Annotated in this window: 19 protein-coding genes; 13 read left to right on the forward strand and 6 right to left on the reverse strand. The window is 57.9% G+C overall.

Annotated features, from left to right (window positions below):
• Window positions 1-2: 2 nt before the first annotated feature.
• On the reverse strand, window positions 3-575 hold the full coding sequence (locus tag J0X19_RS10200; RefSeq protein ID WP_206984254.1) for a hypothetical protein: 573 nt from the start codon (window positions 573-575) through the stop codon (window positions 3-5).
• Window positions 576-735: 160 nt separating this feature from the next.
• Here J0X19_RS10200 and J0X19_RS10205 point away from each other — a divergent pair, with 160 nt between their 5' ends.
• Window positions 736-1683, forward strand: coding sequence for a 3-oxoacyl-ACP synthase III family protein (locus tag J0X19_RS10205; RefSeq protein WP_206984255.1), 948 nt, complete (start codon window positions 736-738; stop codon window positions 1681-1683).
• A gap of 119 nt (window positions 1684-1802) precedes the next feature.
• On the opposite strand, the gene J0X19_RS10210 is transcribed toward J0X19_RS10205, so the two are convergent.
• On the reverse strand, window positions 1803-3014 hold the full coding sequence (locus J0X19_RS10210; protein WP_317194766.1) for an alpha/beta hydrolase family protein: 1212 nt from the start codon (window positions 3012-3014) through the stop codon (window positions 1803-1805).
• Between the two features lie 194 nt (window positions 3015-3208).
• Here J0X19_RS10210 and J0X19_RS10215 point away from each other — a divergent pair, with 194 nt between their 5' ends.
• The 5 genes from J0X19_RS10215 (at window position 3209) to J0X19_RS10235 (ending at window position 9197) form a co-directional block, all read left to right on the forward strand.
• Window positions 3209-3619, forward strand: coding sequence for a BlaI/MecI/CopY family transcriptional regulator (locus tag J0X19_RS10215; protein ID WP_206984256.1), 411 nt, complete (start codon window positions 3209-3211; stop codon window positions 3617-3619).
• Entirely contained in the window at window positions 3585-5372 is a 1788-nt protein-coding gene (locus J0X19_RS10220) for a TonB family protein (protein WP_206984257.1), read from the forward strand. The genes J0X19_RS10215 and J0X19_RS10220 overlap by 35 nt, the downstream gene beginning before the upstream one ends.
• Window positions 5373-5481: 109 nt before the next feature.
• Window positions 5482-6855, forward strand: a complete 1374-nt coding sequence (locus tag J0X19_RS10225) for a M56 family metallopeptidase (RefSeq protein ID WP_206984258.1) — start codon at window positions 5482-5484, stop codon at window positions 6853-6855.
• Between the two features lie 179 nt (window positions 6856-7034).
• Window positions 7035-8018, forward strand: a complete 984-nt coding sequence (locus J0X19_RS10230; RefSeq protein ID WP_206984259.1) for a hypothetical protein — start codon at window positions 7035-7037, stop codon at window positions 8016-8018.
• 156 nt (window positions 8019-8174) lie between these two features.
• The gene (locus tag J0X19_RS10235; RefSeq protein ID WP_206984260.1) at window positions 8175-9197 is read left to right on the forward strand and encodes a hypothetical protein; all 1023 of its coding nucleotides are present in this window, start codon (window positions 8175-8177) and stop codon (window positions 9195-9197) included.
• Between the two features lie 195 nt (window positions 9198-9392).
• On the opposite strand, the gene J0X19_RS10240 is transcribed toward J0X19_RS10235, so the two are convergent.
• The gene (locus tag J0X19_RS10240) at window positions 9393-10964 is read right to left on the reverse strand and encodes a DHA2 family efflux MFS transporter permease subunit (protein WP_206984261.1); all 1572 of its coding nucleotides are present in this window, start codon (window positions 10962-10964) and stop codon (window positions 9393-9395) included.
• 79 nt (window positions 10965-11043) lie between these two features.
• Between J0X19_RS10240 and J0X19_RS10245 the strand changes: the two genes are divergently transcribed.
• Window positions 11044-11421 carry a four helix bundle protein gene (locus tag J0X19_RS10245; protein ID WP_206984262.1) on the forward strand — a complete coding sequence of 126 codons (378 nt, stop codon included), beginning with the start codon at window positions 11044-11046 and terminating at the stop codon, window positions 11419-11421.
• A 116-nt stretch (window positions 11422-11537) separates the two neighbouring features.
• On the opposite strand, the gene J0X19_RS10250 is transcribed toward J0X19_RS10245, so the two are convergent.
• The 3 genes from J0X19_RS10250 to J0X19_RS10260 form a co-directional block, all read right to left on the reverse strand.
• Window positions 11538-12635: an HlyD family secretion protein gene (locus J0X19_RS10250; RefSeq protein WP_206984263.1), complete on the reverse strand. Its 1098-nt coding sequence runs from the start codon at window positions 12633-12635 to the stop codon at window positions 11538-11540.
• A gap of 122 nt (window positions 12636-12757) precedes the next feature.
• On the reverse strand, window positions 12758-13192 hold the full coding sequence (locus J0X19_RS10255) for a universal stress protein (RefSeq protein ID WP_206984264.1): 435 nt from the start codon (window positions 13190-13192) through the stop codon (window positions 12758-12760).
• A 134-nt stretch (window positions 13193-13326) separates the two neighbouring features.
• Window positions 13327-14664: a TolC family protein gene (locus J0X19_RS10260; RefSeq protein WP_206984265.1), complete on the reverse strand. Its 1338-nt coding sequence runs from the start codon at window positions 14662-14664 to the stop codon at window positions 13327-13329.
• 229 nt (window positions 14665-14893) lie between these two features.
• On the opposite strand from J0X19_RS10260, the gene J0X19_RS10265 reads away from it, so the two are divergent.
• The 6 genes from J0X19_RS10265 to J0X19_RS10285 all read left to right on the forward strand — a co-directional run bounded on the left by J0X19_RS10265 (window position 14894) and on the right by J0X19_RS10285 (window position 25003).
• Window positions 14894-16975, forward strand: coding sequence for a sigma 54-interacting transcriptional regulator (locus J0X19_RS10265; RefSeq protein WP_206984266.1), 2082 nt, complete (start codon window positions 14894-14896; stop codon window positions 16973-16975).
• An 81-nt stretch (window positions 16976-17056) separates the two neighbouring features.
• Window positions 17057-17182 carry a hypothetical protein gene (locus J0X19_RS24995; RefSeq protein ID WP_257573119.1) on the forward strand — a complete coding sequence of 42 codons (126 nt, stop codon included), beginning with the start codon at window positions 17057-17059 and terminating at the stop codon, window positions 17180-17182.
• A gap of 119 nt (window positions 17183-17301) precedes the next feature.
• Window positions 17302-18630, forward strand: a complete 1329-nt coding sequence (locus J0X19_RS10270) for an AAA family ATPase (protein WP_206984267.1) — start codon at window positions 17302-17304, stop codon at window positions 18628-18630.
• 74 nt (window positions 18631-18704) lie between these two features.
• Entirely contained in the window at window positions 18705-19748 is a 1044-nt protein-coding gene (locus J0X19_RS10275) for a 5-methylcytosine restriction system specificity protein McrC (protein ID WP_394369109.1), read from the forward strand.
• Window positions 19749-20197: 449 nt separating this feature from the next.
• Entirely contained in the window at window positions 20198-23488 is a 3291-nt protein-coding gene (locus J0X19_RS10280; protein ID WP_206984269.1) for a SusC/RagA family TonB-linked outer membrane protein, read from the forward strand.
• Window positions 23489-23527: 39 nt separating this feature from the next.
• Entirely contained in the window at window positions 23528-25003 is a 1476-nt protein-coding gene (locus J0X19_RS10285; protein ID WP_242582414.1) for a RagB/SusD family nutrient uptake outer membrane protein, read from the forward strand.
• The last annotated feature ends 74 nt before the right edge of the window (window positions 25004-25077 follow it).

Raw genomic sequence — 25077 nt, forward strand, 5'->3', positions numbered from 1 at the left:
CCTCACCAATCAAAGAGGCCCCGGCGCTGGCTTGGGGCCTTTTTTTTGTTGTTTTTGCTGTCTTTGTCGCCGCCAAAAATGTCGTTGAGGAAACCGCTCTTCTTTTCCTTGATGAGGATGTAGCGCACCGAAAAGGCGGTGGGGAACCGGGCCCAATCGTTGGAGTTGAACTCGATGCTGGGCTTGAAGTCGGCGGCAATAACGAAGCGGCTGAGCGCAATCTTGTATTCGGCCCCCACAATGAAGTCAACCCCGCCGAAAGCCCCCGTGTCTTTGTGGTTGCCCACGTGCCCGCCGGCCCCGAGGTAATAATTCAGGCTGGGCCCGAGCAAGCCGAAGTGCTGCTCGGCCAGTACCGTGGCGGTTACTTCGCGCGAACCAGCCAGGGCCAGGCCTTCCAGCGTGGTTTTGGGCAGGATTTTTTGCTGCACCGTGAGGCCGTACATGCCGGAGCTGAGCCGGAGCCCGGCGGCGGTGCGGTATTTCTGAGCCTGCGCCGGCAGGGTGGCACTCAGCAGCAGCACTACCACAAGCAGCAACGAGAAGCGGAAGAAAACAGAACGGTGAAACATCATAATCTTGTAACCAACGGAAGGGAACTAGGCTCCTATTTCGGCGTTTGAACGCAAAAGCGCCTTGCAAAGTACGAGCCCCGCTGCTAATCAGTCCTTACGGTCCGGTTACAGCCTCGTACCTTTACAGCTGTTTTCGCTCCAACCCGACCGTTTCTTCTCCGTGTATATTCACCAGGTGGCAGCTTATCTGCCCGATTACGTAGTAACCAACGAGCATTTCACGCGCCTCAACGGCCTAGCTTCCGACTGGATAATTGAGCGCACCGGCATTCGGGAGCGGCGCAAAGCCGGCCCCGGCGAAAACACCAACACCATGGCCATTGAGGCCACCCGGCGCGCGTTGGCGCAGGCTCCCACCTTCCCCGCCAGCTCCGTGGACCTGATTGTTGGTGCCACTTACACCCCCCACGACACCATTTACACGCTGGCCCACGCCGTGCAGCGCGAGCTGGGGGTCAATGAAATTCCGGTGGTGAGTATTTCTTCGGCCTGCTCGTCGCTGCTGAACGCGGTGGAAATTGTGGAAGGCTATTTTGCTACCGGCAAAGCCTCGCGGGCGGTGGTGGTAGTGAGTGAGCACAACACCGCCTACAACAACGAGCAGGACACCATGGCCGGCCACCTCTGGGGCGACGGCGCTTCCACCCTACTCATCAGCAAAGAGCGAATTTCGCCTAGTGACCTGCGCATTGTGGAGGTGATAACCGGCGGCGCCGCCGTGGTAGGCAAAGCCGACGAAGCCGTAACGCTGAAGCCCGTGGAAAAAGGCATTGTGATGCCCCACGGCCGCGACGTATTCACGCATGCCTGCACCTACATGGCCCGCGTAACCGAGCAATTGCTGGAGCGCCAGCACCTGGCCGTAGCTGACGTAACCTACCTGATTCCGCACCAGGCCAACCTACGCATCACCAAAAACGTGGTGAAGCAGCTGGGCATGGCTCCTGAGCGGGCCGTATCCAACATCGAGCAGCTCGGCAACACCGGTTGCGCCGGCGCCGCCATCGGCCTCGGCGACACCTGGAACCAGCTGGTGGAGGGCAACCGAGTGGTTATTACCGTGTTTGGTGGCGGCTACTCTTACGGGGCTATGCTGCTGGAGCGGTAAGATTTCAACTGACTAGTTACCGGAAAGCAAGAAGCCGGATTTCGCAACGTTTGCTTGCGGAATCCGGCTTCTTGCTTGGTACAGGGCAGAGCATTGCAATAACTGCCCGACACCTCACCTTAGTAGTACTGGGTAATGAAGCCCAGCGCCTCCAGCGTGTATTGCGCTACCGAAGTGAAGTGGTTGCCGCCCTGAATAGGGTGCAACGATACCTGCGTGGCCCCGCGGGCGCGCATGGCGCGGTAGGCATCCTCGGAGTTGAAGTAGGGCACGTAGTCGTCGGCGGTGCCGTGGAAAAGGGCCAGGGGCGCTTTGGGCTGCCAGTCGTGGAGGTCGTTGGCGCGGAAAGCGGCGGCCATGGCGGCATCGGTCTTATTGAGGATGCCGGTGCGGAAACCAGTCGTGAACAGCTCGTTGGCGCGGTCGGGCACGGCACTGAACGGGTTGGCTTGCAGCTGCGCGGCGTAGGGCGGGTTGTAATAATAGGTCAGGGGCCGGTTGATGCCGTACACCCGGTTGTAGGTGTCGAGTACCCACACGTAGGTGCTCAGGAAATTCAGCGGCTGCGTGGAAGCCAGGATGTAATCAGCAAAGGCCGATTTGTGGTAGGCCCCGGCCCCCGGCGCGCTGGCCGTAACCATGAATTCGGTGGGGTACTTCTCCTCTATCAGCTTGTGCAGCGCCATGGTGGCGTAACCGCCTTCAGAGTAGCCCAGCAGGAAGTTCTTTTTGTTGAGCGTCACCTTTTCTTTCTCGCAGAACTCCTTAGTGGCCCGCAGCATGTCCAACGACGCCGAGGCCAACGACTCGCCGTGCTCATACGGGTGCGGCAGCGCCTTGCTGGCCCCATACCCAATATAGTCGGGCGCCGACACGATGTAACCGGTGGAGGCCAGCACTAATACCGCCGAGTACACCTCACTGCTGGCACTGTAGTACGAGGGGGCGCGGTCTTCGTCATCGGGCCGGATGGTGCCGTGCTGGTAGCTGAGCAGCGGCAGCGCCGTAGTGGTTACCGGCACCAGCAGCGCCCCCGAGGCCGTCACCGGCTGGCCATCGGTGTTGCGGGTGGTGTAGGTCAGCTTGTACACCCGGATGGGGTAGCGTACCAGCGCACCAGCTATCGGAATGTTAGAGACCCGGCCAGCCAGCGCCGTGGTGCTGTACTCACCGATTAGGGTGCTGTTGACGAGGTGCGTTTCGGCGGCAGCCGGGGCTTCCGCAGGTAAGGTGTTGTCTTTGGAGCAGCCGCTGCCTGCTGCTACGCCCAAGCCGGCCCATAGCAAGAAGGTGAGACGCAGCCGACGGATATCAAATTTTCGGAAGAACACAGGCAAGAACGTGAGTGATTATCAAGGTAATAACACCGCCTGCGCGAAAAGATTTCCTGCGAATCTGCTTAATAAAGAACTATTCCAACAAGCGGCCAGTGCAATCCAAAGAATCGACTTTCCTGCCATCACCTAAATAAATAGTTGTATAACTAAAAATTTAGTTATACATTCGATTCAACCCCTGATTGTCTATGCAAACCTTCCCCGAACTCACCCGCGCCGAAGAACAGGTGATGCAGGTGCTCTGGCAGCGCGGCCCTTCTTTCGTGAAGGACGTGCTGGCCGATATGCCCGCCCCGCCGCCCGCCTACAACACCGTGTCCACCATCATCCGGATTCTGGAACAGAAGGGATTTGTGGGCCATGAGGCTTTCGGGCGCACTCACCGCTACCACGCTCTGGTAGCCCAAGACGACTACCGGCGTTTCTCGCTGCGCAAGCTGCTCGGCGGACACTTTGGGGGGTCGTTCAGCCGGTTGCTTTCCTTCTTCGCCAAAGAAGAAGACCTCGACGCCAAGCAGCTGGAAGAACTGCTCCGCCACGCGCAGCAAGACCTTAGCCCCGACGATGATGCTCCTGCCAACGACAGCCGCCCTGCTTAGCTGGATGTGGCAAAGCACGCTGTGCCTAGGCGTGTGTTGGCTGCTGTACCAATTCCTGCGCCAAGAGCCCTACTTCCACTACAACCGCCGATATCTGCTGCTCACTCCCTGGCTGGCGTTGCTACTGCCACTCCTACTAACCGCGGCAACACCTTGGCTGCGCGACTGGCTGCCTTCGAAGTCGGCCCCTGTGGTGCTAGCAGTTCCAGCAATTGCAGTGGTTCCGGCTATAGTAGTCAGCGGGCCGGTTACGGAAGTTGCTTCGGCGCCATTCTCTTGGTGGACGTGGCTGCCCCTACTGTATGCGGCCGGCGTGCTAGCGTGGTTAATGCAACTGGGCTGGCAGCTACTAGCACTATGGCGACAAGTGCGTCAGTTGCCCCGCGAAAAGCACGAGGACTTTACATTAGTCTTAACCAGCGGCCAGCTACCCATTAGCTCTTTCGGACGTCTGATTTTCTGGGACGAAGCCGCGGAAATCACGCCCACCGAAGCCAACCAGATATTAGCACACGAACTAATACACGTGCAGCAAGGCCACACCCAAGAACGGCTGCTGTTAGAGCTGGCGCGGGCAGTGCTCTGGTTCAACCCCTTCGTGCACTGCTATTCCCGCTCCCTCGATTTAACCCACGAATACATTGCCGACGCGGCGGTGCTTGAAACCCTACCTGCCCCAGCTGCGCCCACTAAATACGCGGCGCTACTCGCGCGCCTTGCGTTGCAGCGGCTGCGCTTCCAGTTGCCGCCCATGCATTCGTTTAGTCAGTCTCAACTATTAGCCCGCATTGCCATGCTACACACTCCTCGTTATGCCCGCCGCTGGAAGCAGTGGCTGTTGTTGCCGGTTAGTTTTGGGCTGCTCGTTACGGTTGCCTGCGAGAAAAGAACGGAGCTAGCACCGCCCATTACCACTGTAGATTCAACTTACACCCGCGCCGAGCAGATACCTGTCTACCAAGGCGGTATGTCGCGGCTGGTGAAGGATATTTCTTTTAATATGCACTACGAGTATCCCGCTATAGCCAAAATGGCTATTCAGGAAAAAGTGGAAGGCCAAGTGTTTGTGAAATTCACGGTGGCTACCGATGGTACAGTGCAAGCGGTGCAGGTACAGAAGGGAATCCCAACAAATTCACTCCAGCAGCAAGCCGCTGCGCGGGGCTTAGAGCAACTAGCCGTCAAGGTTGTGCAAGACCTGCCGGGCCGCTGGACTCCCGGCACTCAGGACGGTACTCCGGTAGCCGTCAGCTATACAGTACCCATTGCGTTTTACCTGGCAAAAGGAACAGTTGCCGCGCCTGGCTACAACATCATGGCTCCTGATTCAACTGCTGCTGGTGGGGCTAGGTACGCTTTTAATGACAAAGATGTCTTCCGTAATCCGCCCCGTCCTGCCCCCGATAGCCATAATGTGTACGCGCAGGTAGAGGAAATGCCCGAATACCCCGGCGGTCAGGGCCAGCTACTAGCCGAATTACTCCGGCGGCTGCGGTATCCGGCAGCCGCCAAGGCCGCTAAGCTTGATGGCGTGGCCTTCGTCAAGTTTGTGGTGGCTGCCGATGGTAGCATGCAGAACATTGGGCTGCAAAAGGGTGTGCTTGCGCCAAAAGGCCTGGAGGCAGTAGCCAAAGAAATGGACCAAGCTGCTGTGGCCACTCTTTACAACCTGCCCCGCTCCTGGAAACCCGGCATGCAGCGCGGGAAAGAAGTGGCCGTGTCGTATACCGTGCCCATCACCTTCCAGCTGTAAGTATCCAGCTCAACTAAGATAGAGCGTGTAGTACCTCTACCAACTCACAGCAGTTCTTGAGTGGTCCGGCTCACTCAGCCACATTCCTCACCACCGTTATCCTTTCCCGATGACAACTCCCGCCCTACTCAACTGGATGTGGCAAAGTACGCTGTGCCTGGGGGCCTGCTGGCTGCTTTACTGGCTGGCTTTGCGCCGGGAAACCCACTTTCACTATAACCGGCAGTTTCTGCGCTACACGCCGTGGTTGGCTTTGCTACTGCCTCCAATCCTGACTGTGCTTGCGCCCAAGTTGGGTAGCTGGCTACCAAGTCAGGCGGCTCCCTCCGCGTTGCTTGCTCCGGCCTTTGTGTTGCCCACCGCAGTGGTCAGTACCACTGGCATTTCTCCTACTTACTGGGGGTGGTTGCCGCTGGTGTATGTGGCCGGTGTCGGGCTGGGGGTGGCCCGCTTAGGCTGGCAGGTATTCCGCCTGTGGCAAACCACCCGGCGGCTACCGCGCCAACCACGCGCCGGGTACACCCTGGTGTCAACCAGCGGGCAGCTGCCTATCAGCTCATTCGGCCGCTTTGTGTTCTGGGATGAAACCGCCGACCTGGCGCCCACCGAAGCGCAGCAGGTGCTCTGCCATGAACTAGTGCACGTGCAGCAGGGCCATACCTGGGAGCAGCTCCACCTGCGAGTACTGCAAGTGGTGCTCTGGTTCAACCCCTTTGTGCATGGCTATCCGCGTGCCCTGGCCCTCACCCACGAGTACCTCGCCGATGCCGCCGTGCTTGCTGCTGCTGCTCCTTCTACTACCCCGGCTACTTACGTGGCGCTGCTGGCCCGCCTGGCGCTTCGGCGGCTATACCCGAACCTACCTCTACCGCATTCTTTCACCCATTCTCCCATTCTAACCCGTATTGCCATGCTTCAATCATCCCCCCGTGTGCGCCGCTGGAAACAGTGGCTTATCCTGCCCGTTAGCGCGGTGCTGCTCGTTACCATTTCCTGCGAGAAGGCCGCTGAACCCACTGCGCCCACTGCAACCTCCTCAGACAGCCACTCAATGCCTCCACCGCCGCCCCCGCCGGCCGTTTATGCCTTCGCAGAGCATATGCCCGAGTATGCAGGTGGTATGACTAAACTACTAACCGATATAACGCAGCAGCTACGCTACCCCGCGGCGGCGCTGAAGGCCGAATTGGAGGGCAAAGTATTCGTTGACTTTATTATAGCCTCGGATGGAAGTATGCAGGCAGTTAGCCTCAAAAAGGGAATAAGCGCCCCAGCCAATATGGCGCCGGCGGCCCAGGCCATGAACGAAGCCGCCCTGGATGCTGTGCGCAACCTACCGGGCACCTGGACGCCGGGCAGCCAGGACGGTAAACAGGTGGCCGTTTCGTACACCGTACCTATTGCCTTCACCTTAAACCAAGCACAGGTGAAACTGCCAAACCAGAAAATAGTGTCGGTTACCTACCCGGCGCAACAGCAATAAGCTACTTCTTATCATTTTCCGAAACCGTAGCCAGTACCTGCGCCGTAAGGCCTGGGACTGGCTTTTTCGTTGGTTGGATTGTACCTTAGATGCCAAGCCCGAATTTTATCCCGCGCGCTTCCGACCCTAAAAAGCCCACTGGTTGTTGCTGTAGTTCGTCTTCCAATCCGCTTGCTCTGGTGTCAGTATTTCCCTTTGTTTACCGCTTTGCCAGCCTGCTACTTGCCGTAGCGGGTTGCGCCGTTCTTTCGCTTGGCCTCGTAGGCTGCGAATCTGCTCCTACCAAAATCAGCGCAGCGGCCCTGGCCAAACGCAAGCGGGAAGTCGTGCGCTACGACTCATTGCGGGCCGACTCCGTGGCGCGGGCGGGTGGGCAGCTGCCGGGTGCTATTCTGCCCGATGCCCGTATTGTGGCGTTTTATGGCAACCCGCTGCACAAGGCCATGGGCATTCTGGGGCAGTACCCCAAAGACGAAATGCTGCGCCGCCTGGATAGGCGGGTGGCCGTATGGCAGCAAACCGACTCGCTGCCGGTGCGGCCCGCCTTGCACATGACGGCCGTTATTGCCCAGCGCGACTCCGGAGCCGATGGTAAGTACCGCCTGGCCCTTCCCGACAGCACCATTCGGCGGATGGTGGCCGTGGCACAGGAGCGCAACATGCTGGTGTTTCTGGACGTGCAGGTGGGCCTGAGCGACTTGCAGCACGAGCTACCGCAGCTGAAAAAGTATCTGCAACTGCCCTTCGTGCACCTGGGCATCGACCCGGAATTCTCGATGAAATCGGGGCGGCGGCCGGGCACCGAGGTGGGCGAGTTCGACGCCGCCGACATCAACTACGCCCGGCAGTTTCTGGCGCGCATCGTGAGCGAAAACCAGCTGCCGCCCAAGGTGCTGGTGGTGCACCGTTTCCGGCAGGATATGGTGACCAACTACCAGAATATCCGGCTCGACCCGCGCGTGCAGATTGTGATGCACATGGACGGCTGGGGTACGCCCAAGGTGAAGCGCAGCTCCTACCGTAAGTTTATCAGGCAGGAGCCCGTAGAGTATACCGGCTTCAAAATCTTCCTGAAAAACGACTTGCGCGCCAATTCCCGCCTGATGACTTCCGAAGAAGTGGCCGCCCTTACGCCTTCGCCGCTCTACATTCAGTATCAGTAACTGGATGATTGGGGGAACGGATGATGGGATGTGCTGGCGGCGTACCACACGCAAACAACACATCCCATCATCCGTTCCCCCAATCATCCAGTTACTGCCTAGGGAATAAAAGTGTAACTTTCCAGCACTTTCCCTTCCTACTTTCAGCTCCCTGTAGTGCGGTATATCTCTTCGCTTAGCCTTGCACTGTCCAGCTTGGGCATTGCCTTATCCCTGACCACTTTATCAGGCTGCGGCTCCCGCTCCGGCACCGAATCTGCCGATTCTGCCACCACTGCCGACACCACCAAGCCCGCGGTGGTAGATACCCTGGCCCTGAAACGGGCGGCCATGCGCCGCGACTCGCTCAAGGCCGATTCTATTGTGAAAAAAAGCGGGCAACTGCCGGGCGCCATTCTGCCGGGCCACCGCATTGTGGCGTTCTACGGCAACATTCGGGCGAAAGGCATGGGTATTCTGGGCCGCGAGCCGAAAGACCAGATGTTCCGCAAGTTCGAGAAAGTGCAGAAGGAATGGCAGGAAGCCGACCCGTCGCTACCGATTCAGCCGGCCTTGCACAACGTAACCATTACGGCGCAGGGCGCGGCCGGCAAGGATGGCAAGTACCGCCTCATGAACTCCAGCGCCACCATTGAAGAGGTAATAGCCTGGGCCAAGGAGCACAACTGCATCCTGTTCCTGGACGTGCAGGTGGGCCTCAGCGACCTGGAGCACGAGTTGCCGAAGCTGGAAAAATACCTGAAAGACCCCATCATTCACCTCGGCATCGACCCGGAGTTTGCCATGGCTACCAAGGGCGTGCGCCCCGGCAAGAAAATCGGGACCTACGATGCCAAGGACGTGAACTACACCATCAACTTCCTGGCCCGTATTGTAGCCGAAAACAAGCTCCCGCCGAAAGTGCTGACGGTGCACCGCTTCACGCAGGGCATGATTACCAACTATAAAAACATCAAGCTCGACCCGCGCGTGCAGGTGGTAATGCACATGGACGGCTGGGGCAACCCCATCCTGAAAAAGGATTCCTACAAAGCCTACATCGAGAAGCAGCCCGTGCAGTACACCGGCTTCAAGCTGTTCTACGAGTACGACGCCCGCCCCGCTCCGCACCACATCATGACCCCCAAAGAAGTGCTAGCCGAGCTCAACCCCAAGCCGCTGTACATTCAGTATCAATAGTGGTGAAATGGTGAACTAGTGAGATGGTGAGTTGACGTTCTGGAGTCAGCACCAGACCAACCAGAGTATAAAGCAAAACGCCCCGGCAGTATGCTACCGGGGCGTTTTGCTTTACTACACCTGTCATCACACAGAAGTGAAGGGTGGTAGTGAGAATATCAAACTCACCATCTCACTAGTTCACCATTTCACCGCCTAGTGCGCGGCGTTCAGGTCGATGGCTTCACCGCGGCGGGCGCGCTTGATGAGCAGCACCAGCGGCAGGCAGACGACGAAGAAGAGGCCAATCATGGTGAACACCTGGGAATAGGTGATGATGGACACCTGCTTCATCAGGATGCCTTCGAGGGCGGCGTAGGCTTGCTGCCGGGCTTGCTCCAGGGGGAAACCGCGCGACACAAAGTTTTGGGTGAAAGCCTGAATCCGCTCCACGGTGTTGGTGTCGTAGAGCGAGATGTTAGCCAGCGGACCGATGCGGTTTTGGGCAATACTGCGCTCCAGATACGTGCCCACGATGGCCACCCCGAACGAGCCGCCCAGCTGCCGAATCATGCCGGTGAGGCCGGCCGCCTGCCCGGCGTCTTTGCCGCTCAGGCCGGCCAGGCTCATCGTGGTGATGGGCAGGAAAATCAGGCCCATGCCCAAACCGCGCACCATCAGGGGCCAGAAGAAGTCTTCCTCACCAGCCGTTGGCGAAATGATGCGGGCCATCCAGAACGTGAAGACGAAGAAGATGAGGAAGCCGGTCGGAATCATGTATTTCTGCGGTACGCCGGCTTGCAGCATCTTCCCAATTACCGGCATCATAAAGCCCGAGGCCAATGCGCCCGGCAGCAGTATCAGGCCGGTTTGGGCCGCCGTGAAGCCCAGGATACGCTGAGTGAAGATGGGGAAGATGAACACCGACGCAAACATGCCAAAACCCAGCACAAACGACAGCACCGCGCCCACCGCCAGGTTGCGGCTGCGGCCCAGAATGCGCAAATCCACAATGGGCTGCCGGGCCGTAAGCTCGCGCCATACAAAGCCAATCAGGCCAATGGCAGCCAGCAGCGCAAAGCTGTTGATGTACAGGCTTTCAAACCAGTCCTCGGTTTCGCCCTGCTCCAGCACCAGCTGCAACGAGCCGACACCCAGAATCAGCAGAAACACCCCGGCCCAGTCGATTTCGCGCAGGGGCCGCGGAATGGCATTCTTGATACGCTCAGGGTCCCGGATAAACAGCATGGTGAAGATGGACGCCAGAATACCAACGGGCACGTTCACGTAGAAAATCCAGGGCCAGTCGTAGTTATCCACAATGTAGCCACCCAACGTCGGGCCGATGGTGGGGCCGATGATGACACCCATGCCAAACAAGGCCTGCCCCAAAGGCAGCTGCTTGGGCGGGAAGGTATCCACGAGGATAGCCTGCGAAGTAGCCATAAGGGCGCCGCCGCCAATGCCCTGGATGAAGCGGAAGGCTACCAGCTCCCAGATGTTGGTGCTTTGGCCACAGGCAATGGAGGCCAGCGTGAAGATGATAACCGAGACGAGGTAGTAGTTTTTGCGGCCGAACTGCTCGGCCAGGAAGCCCGTCATCGGAATGACGATTACGTTGGCAATGCCATACGAGGCAATTACCCAGGTTACCTCCTGTTGCGTGGCCGAGAGGTTACCCATCATCTGGGTCAGGGCCACGTTTACAATGCTGGTATCAATAAGCTCCAGCAAGCAGCACATCACCACCGTAACGACGATGATCCACTTGGTAAATCCGGTTTCCATGAATGGTGAGATGGTGAGATAGTGAGATGGTGAGTCTGATGTTCTTACTTGCAATACATCATCCTTACTTATTCACTTTATGGAAGAGGTAGTTATACCCAATGTGCCATTCAACGATACTTACCGAAAGAGAACTAAAGAAGCCTCGTTGCGAGTAATCCGATTGTTTCAGCACCTGCCCCGCACTGGCGAGGCGAACATATTGGGCAAACAATTATTACGATCTGCTACCTCAGTAGCTGCTAATTTTCGAGCTGCTTGCCGGGGCCGTTCGGCCGCCGAATGGTATGCCAAGCTGTGCATCTGCGTAGAAGAAGCTGATGAAACACTGTTTTGGCTCGAACTCATCGGCGACGCTGGTATCTTGCCCAAAGACCGACTACTCGGCTTGGAGAAGGAATACACAGAAATTCTATCTGTATTAGCTACTGCTCGCAAGAAAGCCAAGCCGCGGTAATGAGATGGTGAGATAGTGAGATGGTGAACTGGTGAGTTTGATGTTCGGTTTGCGCCGCTTGCGCAGATTGCGCGGTTAGAACATCAAACTCACCAGTTCACCATCTCACTATCTCACTATTTCACCTTCACCGTAGCCACCACGCTCATGCCGGCGCGCAGGGGGTGCTCGGGGTCTACTTTGTCGAGCACGATTTTGACGGGTACGCGCTGGGTTACTTTCACGAAGTTACCGCTGGCGTTATCGGGGGGGAGCAAAGCGAAACGGGCACCGGTAGCCGCCGACAACGACTGAATCTTACCTTCAAACTCGCGGCCGGGGTAGGCATCCACTTCTACTTTCACGGGCTGGCCTTCGCGCATCTCACCAAGCTGGGTTTCCTTGAAGTTGGCAATAACCCAGGTCTGGCCGCTGGCTACCAGGCCCATCAGTTGCTGGCCGGGGCCTACTACCTGGCCGGGCTGCACGTTTTTCTTGCTCACAATGCCGTTGCCGGGCGCTACAATGGTGGTGTAGCTGAGTTGCAGCTTGGCGTTGTCGAGGTCCGACTGGCGCTGCTTCACTACGGCCTGCGCCACGGCTACTTGCTGCTGCGCGGCAGCTACCTGCTGCCGGGCCACGGCCACCTGCTGCTGCGCGGTGGTAGCCTGCGCCGAAGTGGATTGCAGGTTGGCCTGCACCGCGTCCAGGTCGCTCTGCGGGATGATGTCTTCTTTGCGCAGAAACTCGCTGCGCTTCAAATCTTTCTGGAGGCGGGAGCGGGTGGCGGCACTCACCCCGATGGTAGCCTGGGCGGTGCGCACGTTGGCCTGGGCCGTACCCACGGCGGCCTGGGCAGCTACTACGTTGGCTTTGGCAGCGGCCAGGCCGGCTTCAGCGGCATTTACGCGCTGCTGGTAGTCGGCGGCATCCAGAATCACCAGTACGTCGCCTTTTTTCACCTGCTGGTTGTCCTGCACTTTCACTTCCAGCACGGGTCCGCCTACGCGGGGGATGATGGGGTACACGTCGCCTTCCACCTGGGCATCGTCGGTTTCCTCGTGGGCCTGGCTGAACTGGTAGCGCTGCCACCCGAAATAGCCGCCCACCAGTAGCACCAGCGCCAGGACAATAAAGATAATCGGGCGCTTCGAGCGGCCCTCTGGTTGCTCTTCCACGGGCTCCGCGTAAGGGTTGGGAGCTACAGCTGGATTTTGTTGAACGGAGGTTGCCATATGGTAAGAATTGCTGGTTTCTGGTTGTTGGTTACTTTTTCTTCTACGAAGACGAAGAGGTATTTACTGTCGTTTTTCGGCGGCTGGCTGCTTGGTTATCAACCCCGAAGCCTGCTAAACGCTTAAGCCGATTTGCGGTACGCCCCCGATTCGGTAGGCGACTTCACCAGCAGCGTGACGCACGCCGCCGTGCGGACCACTCCTTCGGCGGTGCTGCCCATCAGGAAGCGCGTGAGGCCGGTGCGGCCGTGCGCCCCAATCACAATCATGTCGGCGGCGTGGCGCTGGGCGGCAGCTACTATTTCCGTAGCGGCATCGGTACCGGGCACAATGGCGGTGCTCACCTGGGCGCCGGTTTTCTCGGCGCTGGCGTGGTAGCCGGCTAGCTGCTGGGCCAGGTTCAGGTCGGTAGGGCCGGCCAGCATGGGCTGTTGCTCCAGCACGTGCAGCAGCAGCAGCCTGGCGCCGGTGCCGGCCGCCAAAGCCGCCGCGTACGCCACCAATGGCCCCGTCGCCTCCGAAAAATCAATCGGACAAAGAATGGATGTAAGGGTCATGGAAGGTGAAATGGTGAAGTGGTGAAATGGTGAGTTGAGGTGGTGGTGGGTAAGGAGTTTGGCGTTCTATCGGTACCTCTCGCGCAGATTGCACGGTCAGAACATCAAACTCACTAGTTCACCACTTCACCATCTCACCATATCTGCTCACCCGTGGCGCGGCGGAGCTGGTACTGGCCGAGGGTGTAGTTGTAGATGGCCTGGAGGCGCGAGAGGCGCGACTGGGCCAGCTGGGTTTCGGCGTCGAGCACGTCGAGGTTGTTGCCCACGCCGTAGCGGTAGCGCGACTTGGCACGGGTGAGGGCGTCGGTGGCTTGCCCAATCTGCACCTCGGAGTTGTCGTAGCGGGCGGTGCTGGTTTGCATGTTGTTCACGGCCTGCAACACGTCGGCGCGTACTTGCTCCTGGGTGTCCTGGGTGCGGGCCTGCGCGCCTTTAATAGCCGACTGCGCCGTGATACGCTGGTACTTGTTTTTGTTGCCATCGTAAATCGGGATGGACAGCTGGGCGCCGGCTACCGTGTTGAAGCGGAACCGCTCCAGATTAGGCACGATGTAACCGTTTTTGCCACCCGCTTGGGCCAGCACGTTCAGCGTGGGCTTGTTGTTGGTTTCGGCCACCCGCAGCTGCGCAGCGGCGGCCTGCTCGGCATCTTTAGCCAGCTTCACTTCGGGCCGGTTTTCCGAGCCTTTCGCCAGGGCCGCGTTTACGTCTACCGCTTGTGGGTTGTACTCGAACCGACCGCGCACCGGCGTTACCTCGTTTTCGGGGCGGTGCAGCAAGCGGGCCAGCTGAATTTCCTGGTTGCGGAGCTGGTTCTGCAAGTCAATCTTGCGGTCCTGGGCCTGGGCAATGCGTACCTGGGTGGTCGTCACGTCGAAGTTGGTACTGACACCGCCTTGCACCCGCTTTTCCATTTCGCGCTGGTGCTGGCGGAGCGAGGCAATCTGAGCGTCCTGCACCCGGATGGCTTCGCGGGCAAACAGAATGCTGTAGTAGCTCTGCGCGGCAGCATACGCCAGGTCGCGGCGGGTTACGTTGATTTGGTCGGTAGCGGTGAGGGCGCGGTTTTTGGCAACGTCAATAGCCGCGTTGGCCCGCCCGAAGTCCAGCAGCGTATACCGGGCCGTTACGTGGGTGTCGTAGTTGTTGGCCGGCGCCAGCTGAAACGTAGCATCCCCCAGCGGAATTTTCACTACCGGGTCGATGCGGGTGTAGCTGGCAGTACCATCTACTACTGGCTTCAGGTAGGTGCGGGTTTCGTTGAGGCGGCTTTGCGCCTGATTTACTTCCTCTTGCAAGGCATTGATAGCAGGGTTGGCATCCAGCACCGTGCGCACGGTGGTTTCCAGCGTCAGGGAGTCGCCGGCGGTAGCCGTGGCAATAGGTACTTGGGCATAAGCCGCGGTGCCTACCAGCAACCCGAGGGTTGTAAGTATTGGAGCAGCTAAGGTTGATCGGGAAAGCATCATAAATTCCACTTGTTGGTGCCAGCCTCTTACCCAATCATGTGCCAAAGCATTAAAAACTATTTAATCCACAGCAAAACCTGGCTTCATTGCATTTAAACGCACTTTATTTTTTTATCACAGACTTATCCCACCCAATTCAAGCAGTTTTTATTTCCTCACATATCAGAAATTACTCAATAATAATCCTGATATTTAAGGAATTTTACTCCCTAAATCATATAGCTCAACCATGAATAATCAGGACGAATCGTTGCTGCTTTATCTCAACGAAGCTATTGCTACCACCCGCACCAAGGAGAAGCTGTTTAAAATAGTGACCGAGAAGCTGCGGCTGATTTTCCCCTTCGACAGCATTGCCATTATCACCTTCGACAGTACCCTCCAACAGAAGCGCATTTTCCTGCGCGACCTGCTCGACGGGGCGCCGCCCATAATGTCCGACCAGCCCGATGCTACGCCCATAGCCGGCTCGCCCATCGAGCTGTTCCTGCGCGAACCGCGCGTGCAGCAGGTTGATATTGCCGATCTGCTGATCCAATACCCAGACTACCTGCCGTTCAAGCGCATGTACAAACGGGAAATGCCTAACCTCACTATTTCGCCGCTCCGCACCAGCGGCCAGCTAGTGGGCCTGCTGGTTATGGCAGCCCGCCGCCGCCCCACTTTCGCGCCCGACGACCTGACGCTGCTGGAAAAGATTGGTAGTGTGATTGCCGTAGCCGTCAGCAATGCGCTGGCTTTCGAGGAAGTGGCCCGCCGGGAGCAGGAGAAATCGGTGCAGTTGTCCATCAACAATGCCCTGCTCAGCAGCAAAAACCGGGAGCAGCTGTTCCATACCGTGGCTACCGAACTGGACCGCCTCGTGCCCTGCGACTATTTTGGGCTGCGCATTCAGCGGCGGGGCGCTGCCACCGAGAGCTTCGCCGAATTCGCTAAGCTCGGGGGCACCACCTTTCAGGCCTTGAGCGAGGACCGGTGGGAAGGGCTGCAAGGCCGGGAAGCCATGCAGGTGGAAACGTTCGGGCTGTTTGCCGAGCCGGGCATTCATACCGGCGAGGATTTCATTGCCCTCACGGCCCGCTACCGGATGTTGCGCCACGCCGCCGAGCAGCACGGCACCCGCTCGATGCTGGGGGTACCGCTGTGGGTGAAGCAAGACCACATGGCCGTGCTGGTGCTAGCCAGCCGCAACCCCCACAACTTCACGCCCGCCGACCTGGAACTAGTGAAAAGCCTAGCGCCCCAGTTCACGCTGGCCATGCAAAACCTCTTTGCTTTCGAGCAGATTGAGGCCTTGCGTGCCCAGCTAGAGCAGGAGAAAACCTACCTCATCGACGAAATCAACACCACGGCCAAGTTCGAGGATTTTGTGGGGCCCAGCGGCGTGATGCAGCAAGTACAGACCCGCATCCGGCAGGTAGCCCCCACCGATACCACCGTGCTGATTCAGGGCGAAACCGGCACCGGCAAGGAGCTGGCGGCGCGGGCGCTGCACAATTTGTCGCCGCGCCGGGAACGGGCCCTTATCAAGCTGAACTGCGCCGCTCTGCCTGCTCAGCTGATAGAGAGTGAGCTATTCGGGCACGAGAAAGGCGCGTTTACGGGCGCCCACGACCGGCGCATCGGCAAGTTTGAAATGGCCGATGGGGGCACTATTTTCCTGGACGAAGTAGGCGAGCTGCCGCTGGACTTGCAGGCCAAGCTGCTGCGGGTGTTACAGGAAAAAGAGTTCGAGCGGATTGGCGGGCGGCGCGTCATCAAGAGCGACGCCCGGGTAATTGCGGCCACCAACCGCATCCTCGAAGACGAGGTAGCCGCCGGCCGTTTCCGCGCCGACTTGTACTACCGCCTCAACGTGTTTCCCATCCGGCTGCCCGCCCTGCGCGAGCGTCCCGACGACATTGAGCCGCTGATGCGCCACTTTTTGGAGCGTTTCACCAAGCAGATGGGCAAGCCGGTGCGCGGCCTGCGGGAGCGGGACTTACGGGGCTTGCGCCAATACGGCTGGCCCGGCAACGTGCGCGAGTTGGAGCACGTGCTGGAGCAGGCCGTAATTGTGAGCGAGGGGCCATTCCTGGAATTCGCGGGCTTTTCGGCCACCCGGCCTACTGTGGCTCCCACTGAAACCGGCGGCCCCCTCAAAACCCTGAAAGAGCAGGAGCGCGACCATATTCTGGCGGCGCTGCACCGCACCGGCGGCCGGGTAAGCGGCCCCAACGGCGCGGCCGTGCTGCTCGATATCAACCCCAAAACCCTGGAAGCCCGCATGAAAAAGCTGGGTATTCAGCGCACGGTGGGTGTGGCCGACTAACAGGATTTCAGCAAAGCCCGGCGGTAATTGGCTGGCACTCGTATAGCTGCGGATAGTATCCATCCTCTTAACCAGACTATCATGGCCCAGCCCACCACCACGCCCCAGCATACCGATCCGGCTACCAAGCGCGACGAGAAAAAGAACGAAGAAACCAAAGCCGACAAGCCCGACGGCAAAAAGAAAACCACCCAGAAAGGCTCGTAGCCTGCCTGCCCTGGAAAAAGCCCGGTTGCCACCCGCAGCCGGGCTTTTTTAGCGCTTGAAATTGACGGTTTCGGGACCTAATTACGCCTTGAATAGGTTTTGCTCGTACTTTTAAACGGATGCCCAAACCTGAACCCGACCCAAGTTTACTGACCCGCGAGCAGGTGCTGCGGGCGCTGCAACAGCTGGACCACGAAGGCCCCCGCATGCCGCTGAGCACCGTGTACGACCTGGTGTATCAGGGCCGGCGCTATGCCCCGCGGGCGGTGGCGCAGCTGGCGTATCGGTTGGCCACCAAGCAGCCCAAAGCCACCTGGCCTTTGCCCGCCGGAGCCCCTACCAACCGGGTGCTGGAGCAGCTCGATTTCACCATTGCCACCAAGCGCCCCACCCTCGAAAACTCCACTATGGATGGCGACGTGGCGGCCCAGGACGCCATGCAGGAGCTGCACACCGGCATCACCCGCGCCAAAGCCAGGCGCCCTCATACGCCCGACCCTACTCCGCCGGAACCGGCTACGCCCGAGGCAACCACCGTGCAGGAACCCACTGCTTCGTACAACGCGCCGCCGGCCCAGCCCTACAATCGGGCCGTGGCGCTGGAAGAGCTGTTTGTTTCGGAAGCGCAGCTGGATGCCACCCTGGCCGCCCTGCACCGCCGCCGCAACCTGATTCTGCAAGGCCCGCCCGGCACCGGCAAAACGTTTCTGGCGCGGCGGCTGGCCTGGCTGGAGCTGGGCGCCACCGATGCCGCCCGCGTGGAGCTGGTGCAGTTTCACCCGAGCTACAGCTATGAGGATTTTGTGCAGGGTTTTCGGCCTGATGCCAAAGGCGTATTTCAGTTGCAGGATGGGGTGCTACTGGCGTTTTGCCAACGGGCCGCGCAGGACCCAGAGCGGCCGTACTTCCTGCTGATTGACGAGCTAAACCGGGGCAACCTAAGCCGCATCTTCGGGGAGCTGCTGCTGCTGCTGGAAGCCGACAAGCGCGGCCCCGCCCACGCCGTGCGCCTGCCCTACGCCCCCACCGAGGCGCCAAGGTTTTTCGTGCCGGCCAACGTGTTTATCATCGGCACTATGAACCTGGCCGACCGAAGCTTGGCCCCGCTGGACTATGCGTTGCGCCGCCGCTTTGCCTTTGTGGAGCTGGCCCCGGAGTTTGGGGTGCCATTACAGGAATTTCTCAGGGCGCAAAATGTACCCGCCTCGGTTATTGAACTCCTGACGGCGCGCCTCATTGAGTTGAACCAGGTTATTGCCGACGACCCGGAGCTTGGCCCCGACTACCGCATCGGCCATAGCTACTTCTGCCAGCCGCCCACCAACCCCGCCGCCGCCCCAGAGTGGCTACGCCTGATCCTGGAGCAGGAAATAGCGCCCCTGCTCGACGACTATTGGCTGGACCAGCCCGCCAAAGCCGCCGCCCAAAAGAAACGGCTGCTGCGCTAAGGAGCTTCCAATGAATGGATGAGCGGATGAGTGGGTGACTGGATACACTACACCACATATCCATTCATCCAATCATCCATTCACTCATGATTCCGATTCAAAACCTGTACTACCTGCTGTGCTACGCCTGGAACCGGCTACCGGAACAGGCGGAGCTGTTGGCGGTGCAGGCGGATACGTTTCACCGGCCGCAGGAGCTGCTGGCCCACGTACTCCTGACCGGCACGCGCCGGTTGCTGCGCCAGGGGTTGCCAGTGGCCTATGCCGAGCGGGAAGAGGAATTGCCAGAGCTGCGCGGCCGTATCTTGCTGGCTCCCAGCGTCGCTCGTAACCTGCTTGGGCAGGGCCGGGCCATTTGCAGCTACGATGAGCTAAGCGCCAACACTCCGCTCAATCAACTCTTACTTGGTACGTTGCAGCAGCTTGCTCATACCCGCGCACTACCCGCTGCCCTACGCCACGAGCTGAAACTAACGCAACGCCGGTTTCCGGCAGGAATGGAACCCTTGGCCCTTTCCGCTACTTCCCTCCGCTTAGTGCACCGGTTACGGCCCACCGGGCTACCAGGGTTTTTGCTGAACGTGTGCGAGTTGGTGTACCACAGCGCCCTGCCCGCCCCCACTGCCGCCGGGCGCCCCCGCTTCCGCGACTTCCGCCGCGACGAGCCCCTAATGGCGCGCCTCTTCGAGCAGTTCGTGCGCAACTTCTACAAGTTAGAGCAGCGCCATTTCCGGGTATTGTCGGAAACCATCCGTTGGCAAGCCGAGGCCGAATCTCCGGAAGCCTTCGACCTGCTCCCGGCCATGATTACCGACACCACGCTGGAGGCCCCAGACCGCAAAATCATCCTTGATACCAAGTATTACGCTGCGGCCCTGCGCCCGCGCTACGACCAGCAAAAGCTGATTTCGCCCCACCTCTACCAGCTGTACGCCTACCTCCAGAACCAGCCCGCCGCGCCCGGCCAACACCTGGAAGGCATCCTACTTTACCCCGCCGCCACTCAAACCCTCGACGTACGCTACACCCTCGGCGGCCACCCCGTGCGCATCGTCACCATCAATTTAGCCCAGCCTTGGCAAGATATCATGGCTGATTTATTGGGGCTGATAGGCTGATTTCAAGATACATACTCTTCACTTAGCCTCCTGTTGAGCTATCAGAGCAGTTTTGGCGGTAGGGGCGGGGCTTGCCCCCGCCCGTCGTCGAACGGAATTGGTGAAATGGCGCAGGGGCGGGGGTAAGCCCCGCCCCTTCCTCGTTCAACCTGTACCCTGCCCCTGAAGTCGTTCTAAAGAATACATAGGTAATGGGCTGTCAGCAAGTAAAACCACTTGCATTGGCAGCCATATTCCATAGTGCCAGACCGTTACATTGTCACTTAGAATTTATGATTATTTATATAGTAAGTATTTAATTACTCACAGGCACTATTTATAGTGATTGATAATTTTATTCGCCATTCATACTTTTTATTAACAGAACAATAACATATACTTGCTGAGGTTGCCAGTGCAGTGGCTTTTTTGAAAAAATATTAAAACTCTTTTAATCCATCACTCACCACATGAGAAGAACCTTACTCTCATTACCTATTGCCGTTCTTGCCCTAGCCAGCCATGATGTGCTGGCTCAGGCACGGACCGTTACCGGCCGGGTGCTTGGCACCGACGGCGCCGGCCTGCCGGGTGTTACGGTTGTAGCCAAAGGCACCTCCCAAGGAACCGCCACCGACGGCGAAGGCCGTTACAGCTTATCGGTTCCGGCTGGCGCTTCTACCCTAGTGTTCTCATCCGTTGGATTTGACTCCAAGGAAGTGGCTATTGGTTCTCAATCGGCCATCAACGTCACTTTAGCTACCACCACTACTGGCCTTGATGAAGTGGTAGTAGTAGGCTACGGAAGCGGCCAAAATCGGCGTGAGCTAACTGGTTCTATTTCTTCTATCAAAGGCGGAGTAATAGCTCAAAAGCCAGTACAGAGCTTTGAGCAAGCTTTGCAGGGCCAAGCACCAGGCCTCAATATTACTACACCGAACGGAGTACTGAACAACCCACCGGTAGTGCGCATCCGTGGGGTGAACTCCATCAACTTGAGTTCAGACCCACTTTATGTAATTGACGGCATTCCGGCATACAGTGGCAACCAATCAGCAGTAGCTAACGTGGCCAACAACCCACTTAGCAACCTCAATCCCAATGACATTGAGAGTGTAGAGGTACTGAAAGATGCCGCAGCCAGTGCCATTTACGGCTCACGAGCAGCGGGCGGCGTTATCCAGATAACCACCAAGAAGGGTCGGCGCGGCCAAAGCAAAGTAACGCTCGATTCGTGGGTGGGTGTATCAAACCCGGTACGGCTCTACGACCTGATGAACGCCGAGCAGTACATTGAAATCAAGAACGAGGCCGTCCGCAACCTGAACGAAAACCGACGGGCAGCCGGTGGCGTTGCCAACAACCTGGAAGGCGCCTTCCGGCCCTCGTTGGATGCCAATGGCAACGTTATAGACACCCGCTGGTACGATGAGGTATATCGGACCGGCTTCTCGCATTCCAACAACGTTGGCTTTTCTGGCGGCACCGAAAAAACCACTTTCTACTCTTCGGTTGGCTATACCGGGCAGCAGGGAATGCTGGAGAAAAACGAGTTCAAGCGTATTTCGGCTCGTTTGAATATCGACCATCGTGTATATAAGAATTTTACGATAGGTTCGCGCGTCAGCTATTCCAATACCCGGAATGCTTCGCCTAACTCGGGCTCAATCGGTGACGCTGCTTTTAGCGTAGCGGGCCTAGGCCGCGCGCCACTCGTTTTGCCGCCCAACATTCCGGCCCGCAACCCGGATGGTACGCCCAACCTGACGCCGCAAACCGCTAACGTAGGGGCAGGAGCCAACCTGAACCCATTGCCATCCAGCACCAGCCCCCTAGCCTATTCCCCACTGATTCCTGGCTACTACAACCCCATTGTAGACATAGAAAACAACTATTTCACTTCCGAGGGCAACGAAATCCAGGGCAGTGTGTATGCCAACTGGGAAATCCTTAGTGGGTTGAACCTGCGGACCAACTACGGTATCAACAATCTGGCTTTCGAAGACAAGTCGTTTAACACGCCTCTGGCCGGCGACGGTTTCTCTACCGGCGGCTCGGCCTCCAACTTCTTCCGCACCAACAAGCGCTGGAACTGGCAGAATACGCTACAATACGACCGGACCCTGGGTGAGAAACACAACTTTGGCCTGCTTATCGGTTCGGAACAGCAGAAAACGGATATTCAGCGCTGGGGCGCTAACCGAACCCAGGTAGCCGACATATTCTTCAACACGTTCCAAGGCAACTACACCAACATTACGGCTTCGGGCAACTTTCAGGGTGAGAACTTTTTGAATTCTTACTTCGGACGTTTCACGTACGACTTCTCGAAAAAATACCTGGTTTCGCTTAACGTACGTAGCGACGAATATTCTGCCTGGGCCAAAAAGCGAGGCACTTTCTATGGCGCCTCAGCTGGCTACATTATCTCGGAAGAGGATTTCTGGAAGAATGCGCCGTTCTCTGCCGTTGTTAGTTTTCTGAAGTTCACGGGTAGCTACGGCGAAGTAGGTAACGCGCAAGGCATTTCTGACTTCGTATCGTTGGCTACCTATGGCTCGGGTCTGTATGCGGCCTCCCCTACGCTGTATTTCTCGCGGCCCGGCAACCGTAACCTGACGTGGGAAACTAGCAAGAAAACCGACGTAGGCATGACCTTTGGCTTACTGGAGGATAAAATTACGGGCGATTTCTCCTACTACCGCAACCTGGTTGACGGCCTGATTCTGGATGCTCCCACCGCACCTTCGCGTGGTATTCCGGCCGGCTCAACGGGTCCCGGTGACCTGACATCCATCAATTCCATTGCCGCCAACATCGGCTCGATGCGCAATACCGGCATTGAGCTCAACCTGCGGTATAGCCCCATTCAAACCACCAATTTCTCCTGGACGGTAAGCGGCAATCTCACCACTCAGAAAAACGAGGTACTCACTCTGGTAACGCAAGGGCAACGTATCGGCACGGCTACGTCGGGGCTCGAAACAGTAAACTTCACTGAAGTAGGTGGTTCTATCGGGCGCATACTAGCAGTACCGACGATAGGCATCAATCCGGAAAACGGCCAGCGGATGTTCACCAAGAAAGTAATAGATCCAGCTACCGGCAGACAAGCATTAGATGCCAATGGTAGACCCGTAACTATTACCGTGCAGTACAATCACCAAGGGGCGGGCACAGGCTGGACTACGCTGGAGGGCAGTCCTTACGCTGCTCCCAATCAGCAGGTTGATGGTGAGTACTACGGTCCAACAATACCTAAATGGTACGGTGGTTTAGACAACAGCTTCCGATTCAAAAACTTCGACTTGGGTGTTTTCTTGCAATACTCAGGCGGCAACTACATCTACAACGGCACTAAAGCCGGGTTGCACGACCAGCGCTTCTGGAACAACGACGTGGACATTCTGGACCGCTGGACACCCGACAACCCCAACGGCAAATGGCCCCGTGTGGTTTTCAACGACAACGTATCGAACGGCTCAGCCCTGATCATGTCGTCGAACGTGGAGAAGGGAGACTTTGTGCGGCTACGTAATGTGTCGCTGGGCTATACGCTGAACAAGGACCTCATTACGCGCTTCAGCATGAGCAGCGCCCGGTTCTACGTACAGGTGCAAAACGCTGCTTTGATTACCAACTACTCGGGCATCGACCCGGAAATCTCCACCAATGGTGGCAGCAACAGCGGAGCCGGCGTTGACCGCAACTCCGTAGGGCAGGCCCGCACCTACACCGTAGGGCTCAATATTGGTTTCTAAAAAGCGTAATCTTCGATGAATAGCACACTCAGAAACAAGTTGGCGGTTGCTTTTTGCACAGCACTGCTGGGCCTCGGAACAGGGGCCTGCAATGATGACAACCTGAACCCCATTCCCGAAACTCTTATCTCCGATCAGGTTGTATTTGACACTCCTACCCGCATTGAACTTCAGGTAAACAACCTGTACGCTTATGTTAAAACTGGGGCTTTCTATGGCGGACGCTACACTGTGTACGGTGATGTGCGGGCCGATGACTTCATTAACCGGACCACTAACAGCGTAACAGCCTTTGGCGTGTGGGCCCACGCTTTAACGCCAACATCGCAAAACGATGTAGTGAACCTGTGGGCGGCAGCTTACCAAGCCATCAACCAGGCCAATGTATTTCTGGCCGGTATGGATGCCAACGCGGCCAAGTTTGTGGCGCCTACATTCCCGGCCACCTTCGCTACCACTGCCGAGCAGTACAAGGCGGAGGCGCGGCTGTTGCGCGCCCTGAGCTACTACTCGTTGCTGCAGCTCTACGCCCGGCCTTATGCCGACGGTGCGGGCACCAAGCCAGGGGTGCCGCTCCGCTTGCAGGCCGAAAACACGCTGGCAGGCAACGACTTGGCCCGCAGCACGGTAGCCGACGTATACACCCAGATTCTGGCGGATCTGCAATTTGCCGAGAACAACCTGCCACTCACGTATACTGGAAACGCCGCCGCCGCACCCAACATCACGCGGGCCCATCGGAACACTGCCATTGCTCTCAAAACGCGGGTGTTGCTTAGCATGCAGCGCTACGCTGACGTGATAACGGAAGCCAACAAGATAGTTTCCACGTCGGCTCCGTTTACGGCCACCACTGGGGTGCCACATGCCCTGAATTCGTCTATAGCCGCCGTATTTGCTTCGCCACAGGAAACGTCGGAAAGCATATTCAGCTTCCCCTTTACGGCGCAGAACGCGCCCGGCACTCAAAACCAACTGGCGGGGTATTTCACGCCAACCCCCGTGGGCAACGGCGAGTTTTTCCTGAATACCAGCGGCATTCTAGGCAATTCGGCCTGGTCGGCCACCGATGCTCGCAGAACAAGCTTCGTGTTTGTTTCGGGTGGCGCTTCTTACCTGCGCAAATATGCCAGCGGCACCCCCTATCTGGATAAATCACCGGTAATTCGCTACGCCGAAGTACTGCTCAACCTGGCCGAAGGGCTGGCACGGACCAGTGCGACGAATATTCCACGCGCCCTGGATTTGCTGAATGCCGTACGGGGCCGCTCCAACGGCAGCCTCTACCCGGCTACCATCTCTCAGCAGGACTTAATCAATGCTATTTTACTGGAGCGCCGGATTGAGTTTATTGGAGAAGGTATCCGCAACATCGACATTATGCGGCTTAACCAGACCATTCCGGGCAAAAGCTCGGTTCCGGCCATTCCTACTTCTGACCCCCGCTATGTGTGGCCCATTCCAAATGCGGAGCTTCAAACCAACGGGCTGATAACACAAAATGACGGTTATTAGCACCTTGTTAATCTGACACGAAAGAGGCTTCCTATACAAATAGGAAGCCTCTTTTACTACTATCGCAGACTTAC

The sequence above is a fragment of the Hymenobacter telluris genome (assembly GCF_017313265.1).
In the GTDB taxonomy this organism is placed as follows: Bacteria; Bacteroidota; Bacteroidia; order Cytophagales; family Hymenobacteraceae; genus Hymenobacter; species Hymenobacter telluris.

Excerpts from the sequence above, each read along its gene's own strand:
- J0X19_RS10200 (WP_206984254.1), bottom strand. The coding sequence starts at position 575 with ATGATGTTTCACCGTTCTGTTTTCTTCCGCTTCTCGTTGCTGCTTGTG.
- J0X19_RS10215 (WP_206984256.1), top strand. The coding sequence starts at position 3,209 with ATGCAAACCTTCCCCGAACTCACCCGCGCCGAAGAACAGGTGATGCAG.
- J0X19_RS10220 (WP_206984257.1), top strand. The coding sequence starts at position 3,585 with ATGATGCTCCTGCCAACGACAGCCGCCCTGCTTAGCTGGATGTGGCAA.
- J0X19_RS10225 (WP_206984258.1), top strand. The coding sequence starts at position 5,482 with ATGACAACTCCCGCCCTACTCAACTGGATGTGGCAAAGTACGCTGTGC.
- J0X19_RS10240 (WP_206984261.1), bottom strand. The coding sequence starts at position 10,964 with ATGGAAACCGGATTTACCAAGTGGATCATCGTCGTTACGGTGGTGATG.
- J0X19_RS10245 (WP_206984262.1), top strand. The coding sequence starts at position 11,044 with ATGGAAGAGGTAGTTATACCCAATGTGCCATTCAACGATACTTACCGA.
- J0X19_RS10250 (WP_206984263.1), bottom strand. The coding sequence starts at position 12,635 with ATGGCAACCTCCGTTCAACAAAATCCAGCTGTAGCTCCCAACCCTTAC.
- J0X19_RS10255 (WP_206984264.1), bottom strand. The coding sequence starts at position 13,192 with ATGACCCTTACATCCATTCTTTGTCCGATTGATTTTTCGGAGGCGACG.
- J0X19_RS10260 (WP_206984265.1), bottom strand. The coding sequence starts at position 14,664 with ATGATGCTTTCCCGATCAACCTTAGCTGCTCCAATACTTACAACCCTC.
- J0X19_RS10265 (WP_206984266.1), top strand. The coding sequence starts at position 14,894 with ATGAATAATCAGGACGAATCGTTGCTGCTTTATCTCAACGAAGCTATT.
- J0X19_RS24995 (WP_257573119.1), top strand. The coding sequence starts at position 17,057 with ATGGCCCAGCCCACCACCACGCCCCAGCATACCGATCCGGCTACCAAG.
- J0X19_RS10270 (WP_206984267.1), top strand. The coding sequence starts at position 17,302 with ATGCCCAAACCTGAACCCGACCCAAGTTTACTGACCCGCGAGCAGGTG.
- J0X19_RS10280 (WP_206984269.1), top strand. The coding sequence starts at position 20,198 with ATGAGAAGAACCTTACTCTCATTACCTATTGCCGTTCTTGCCCTAGCC.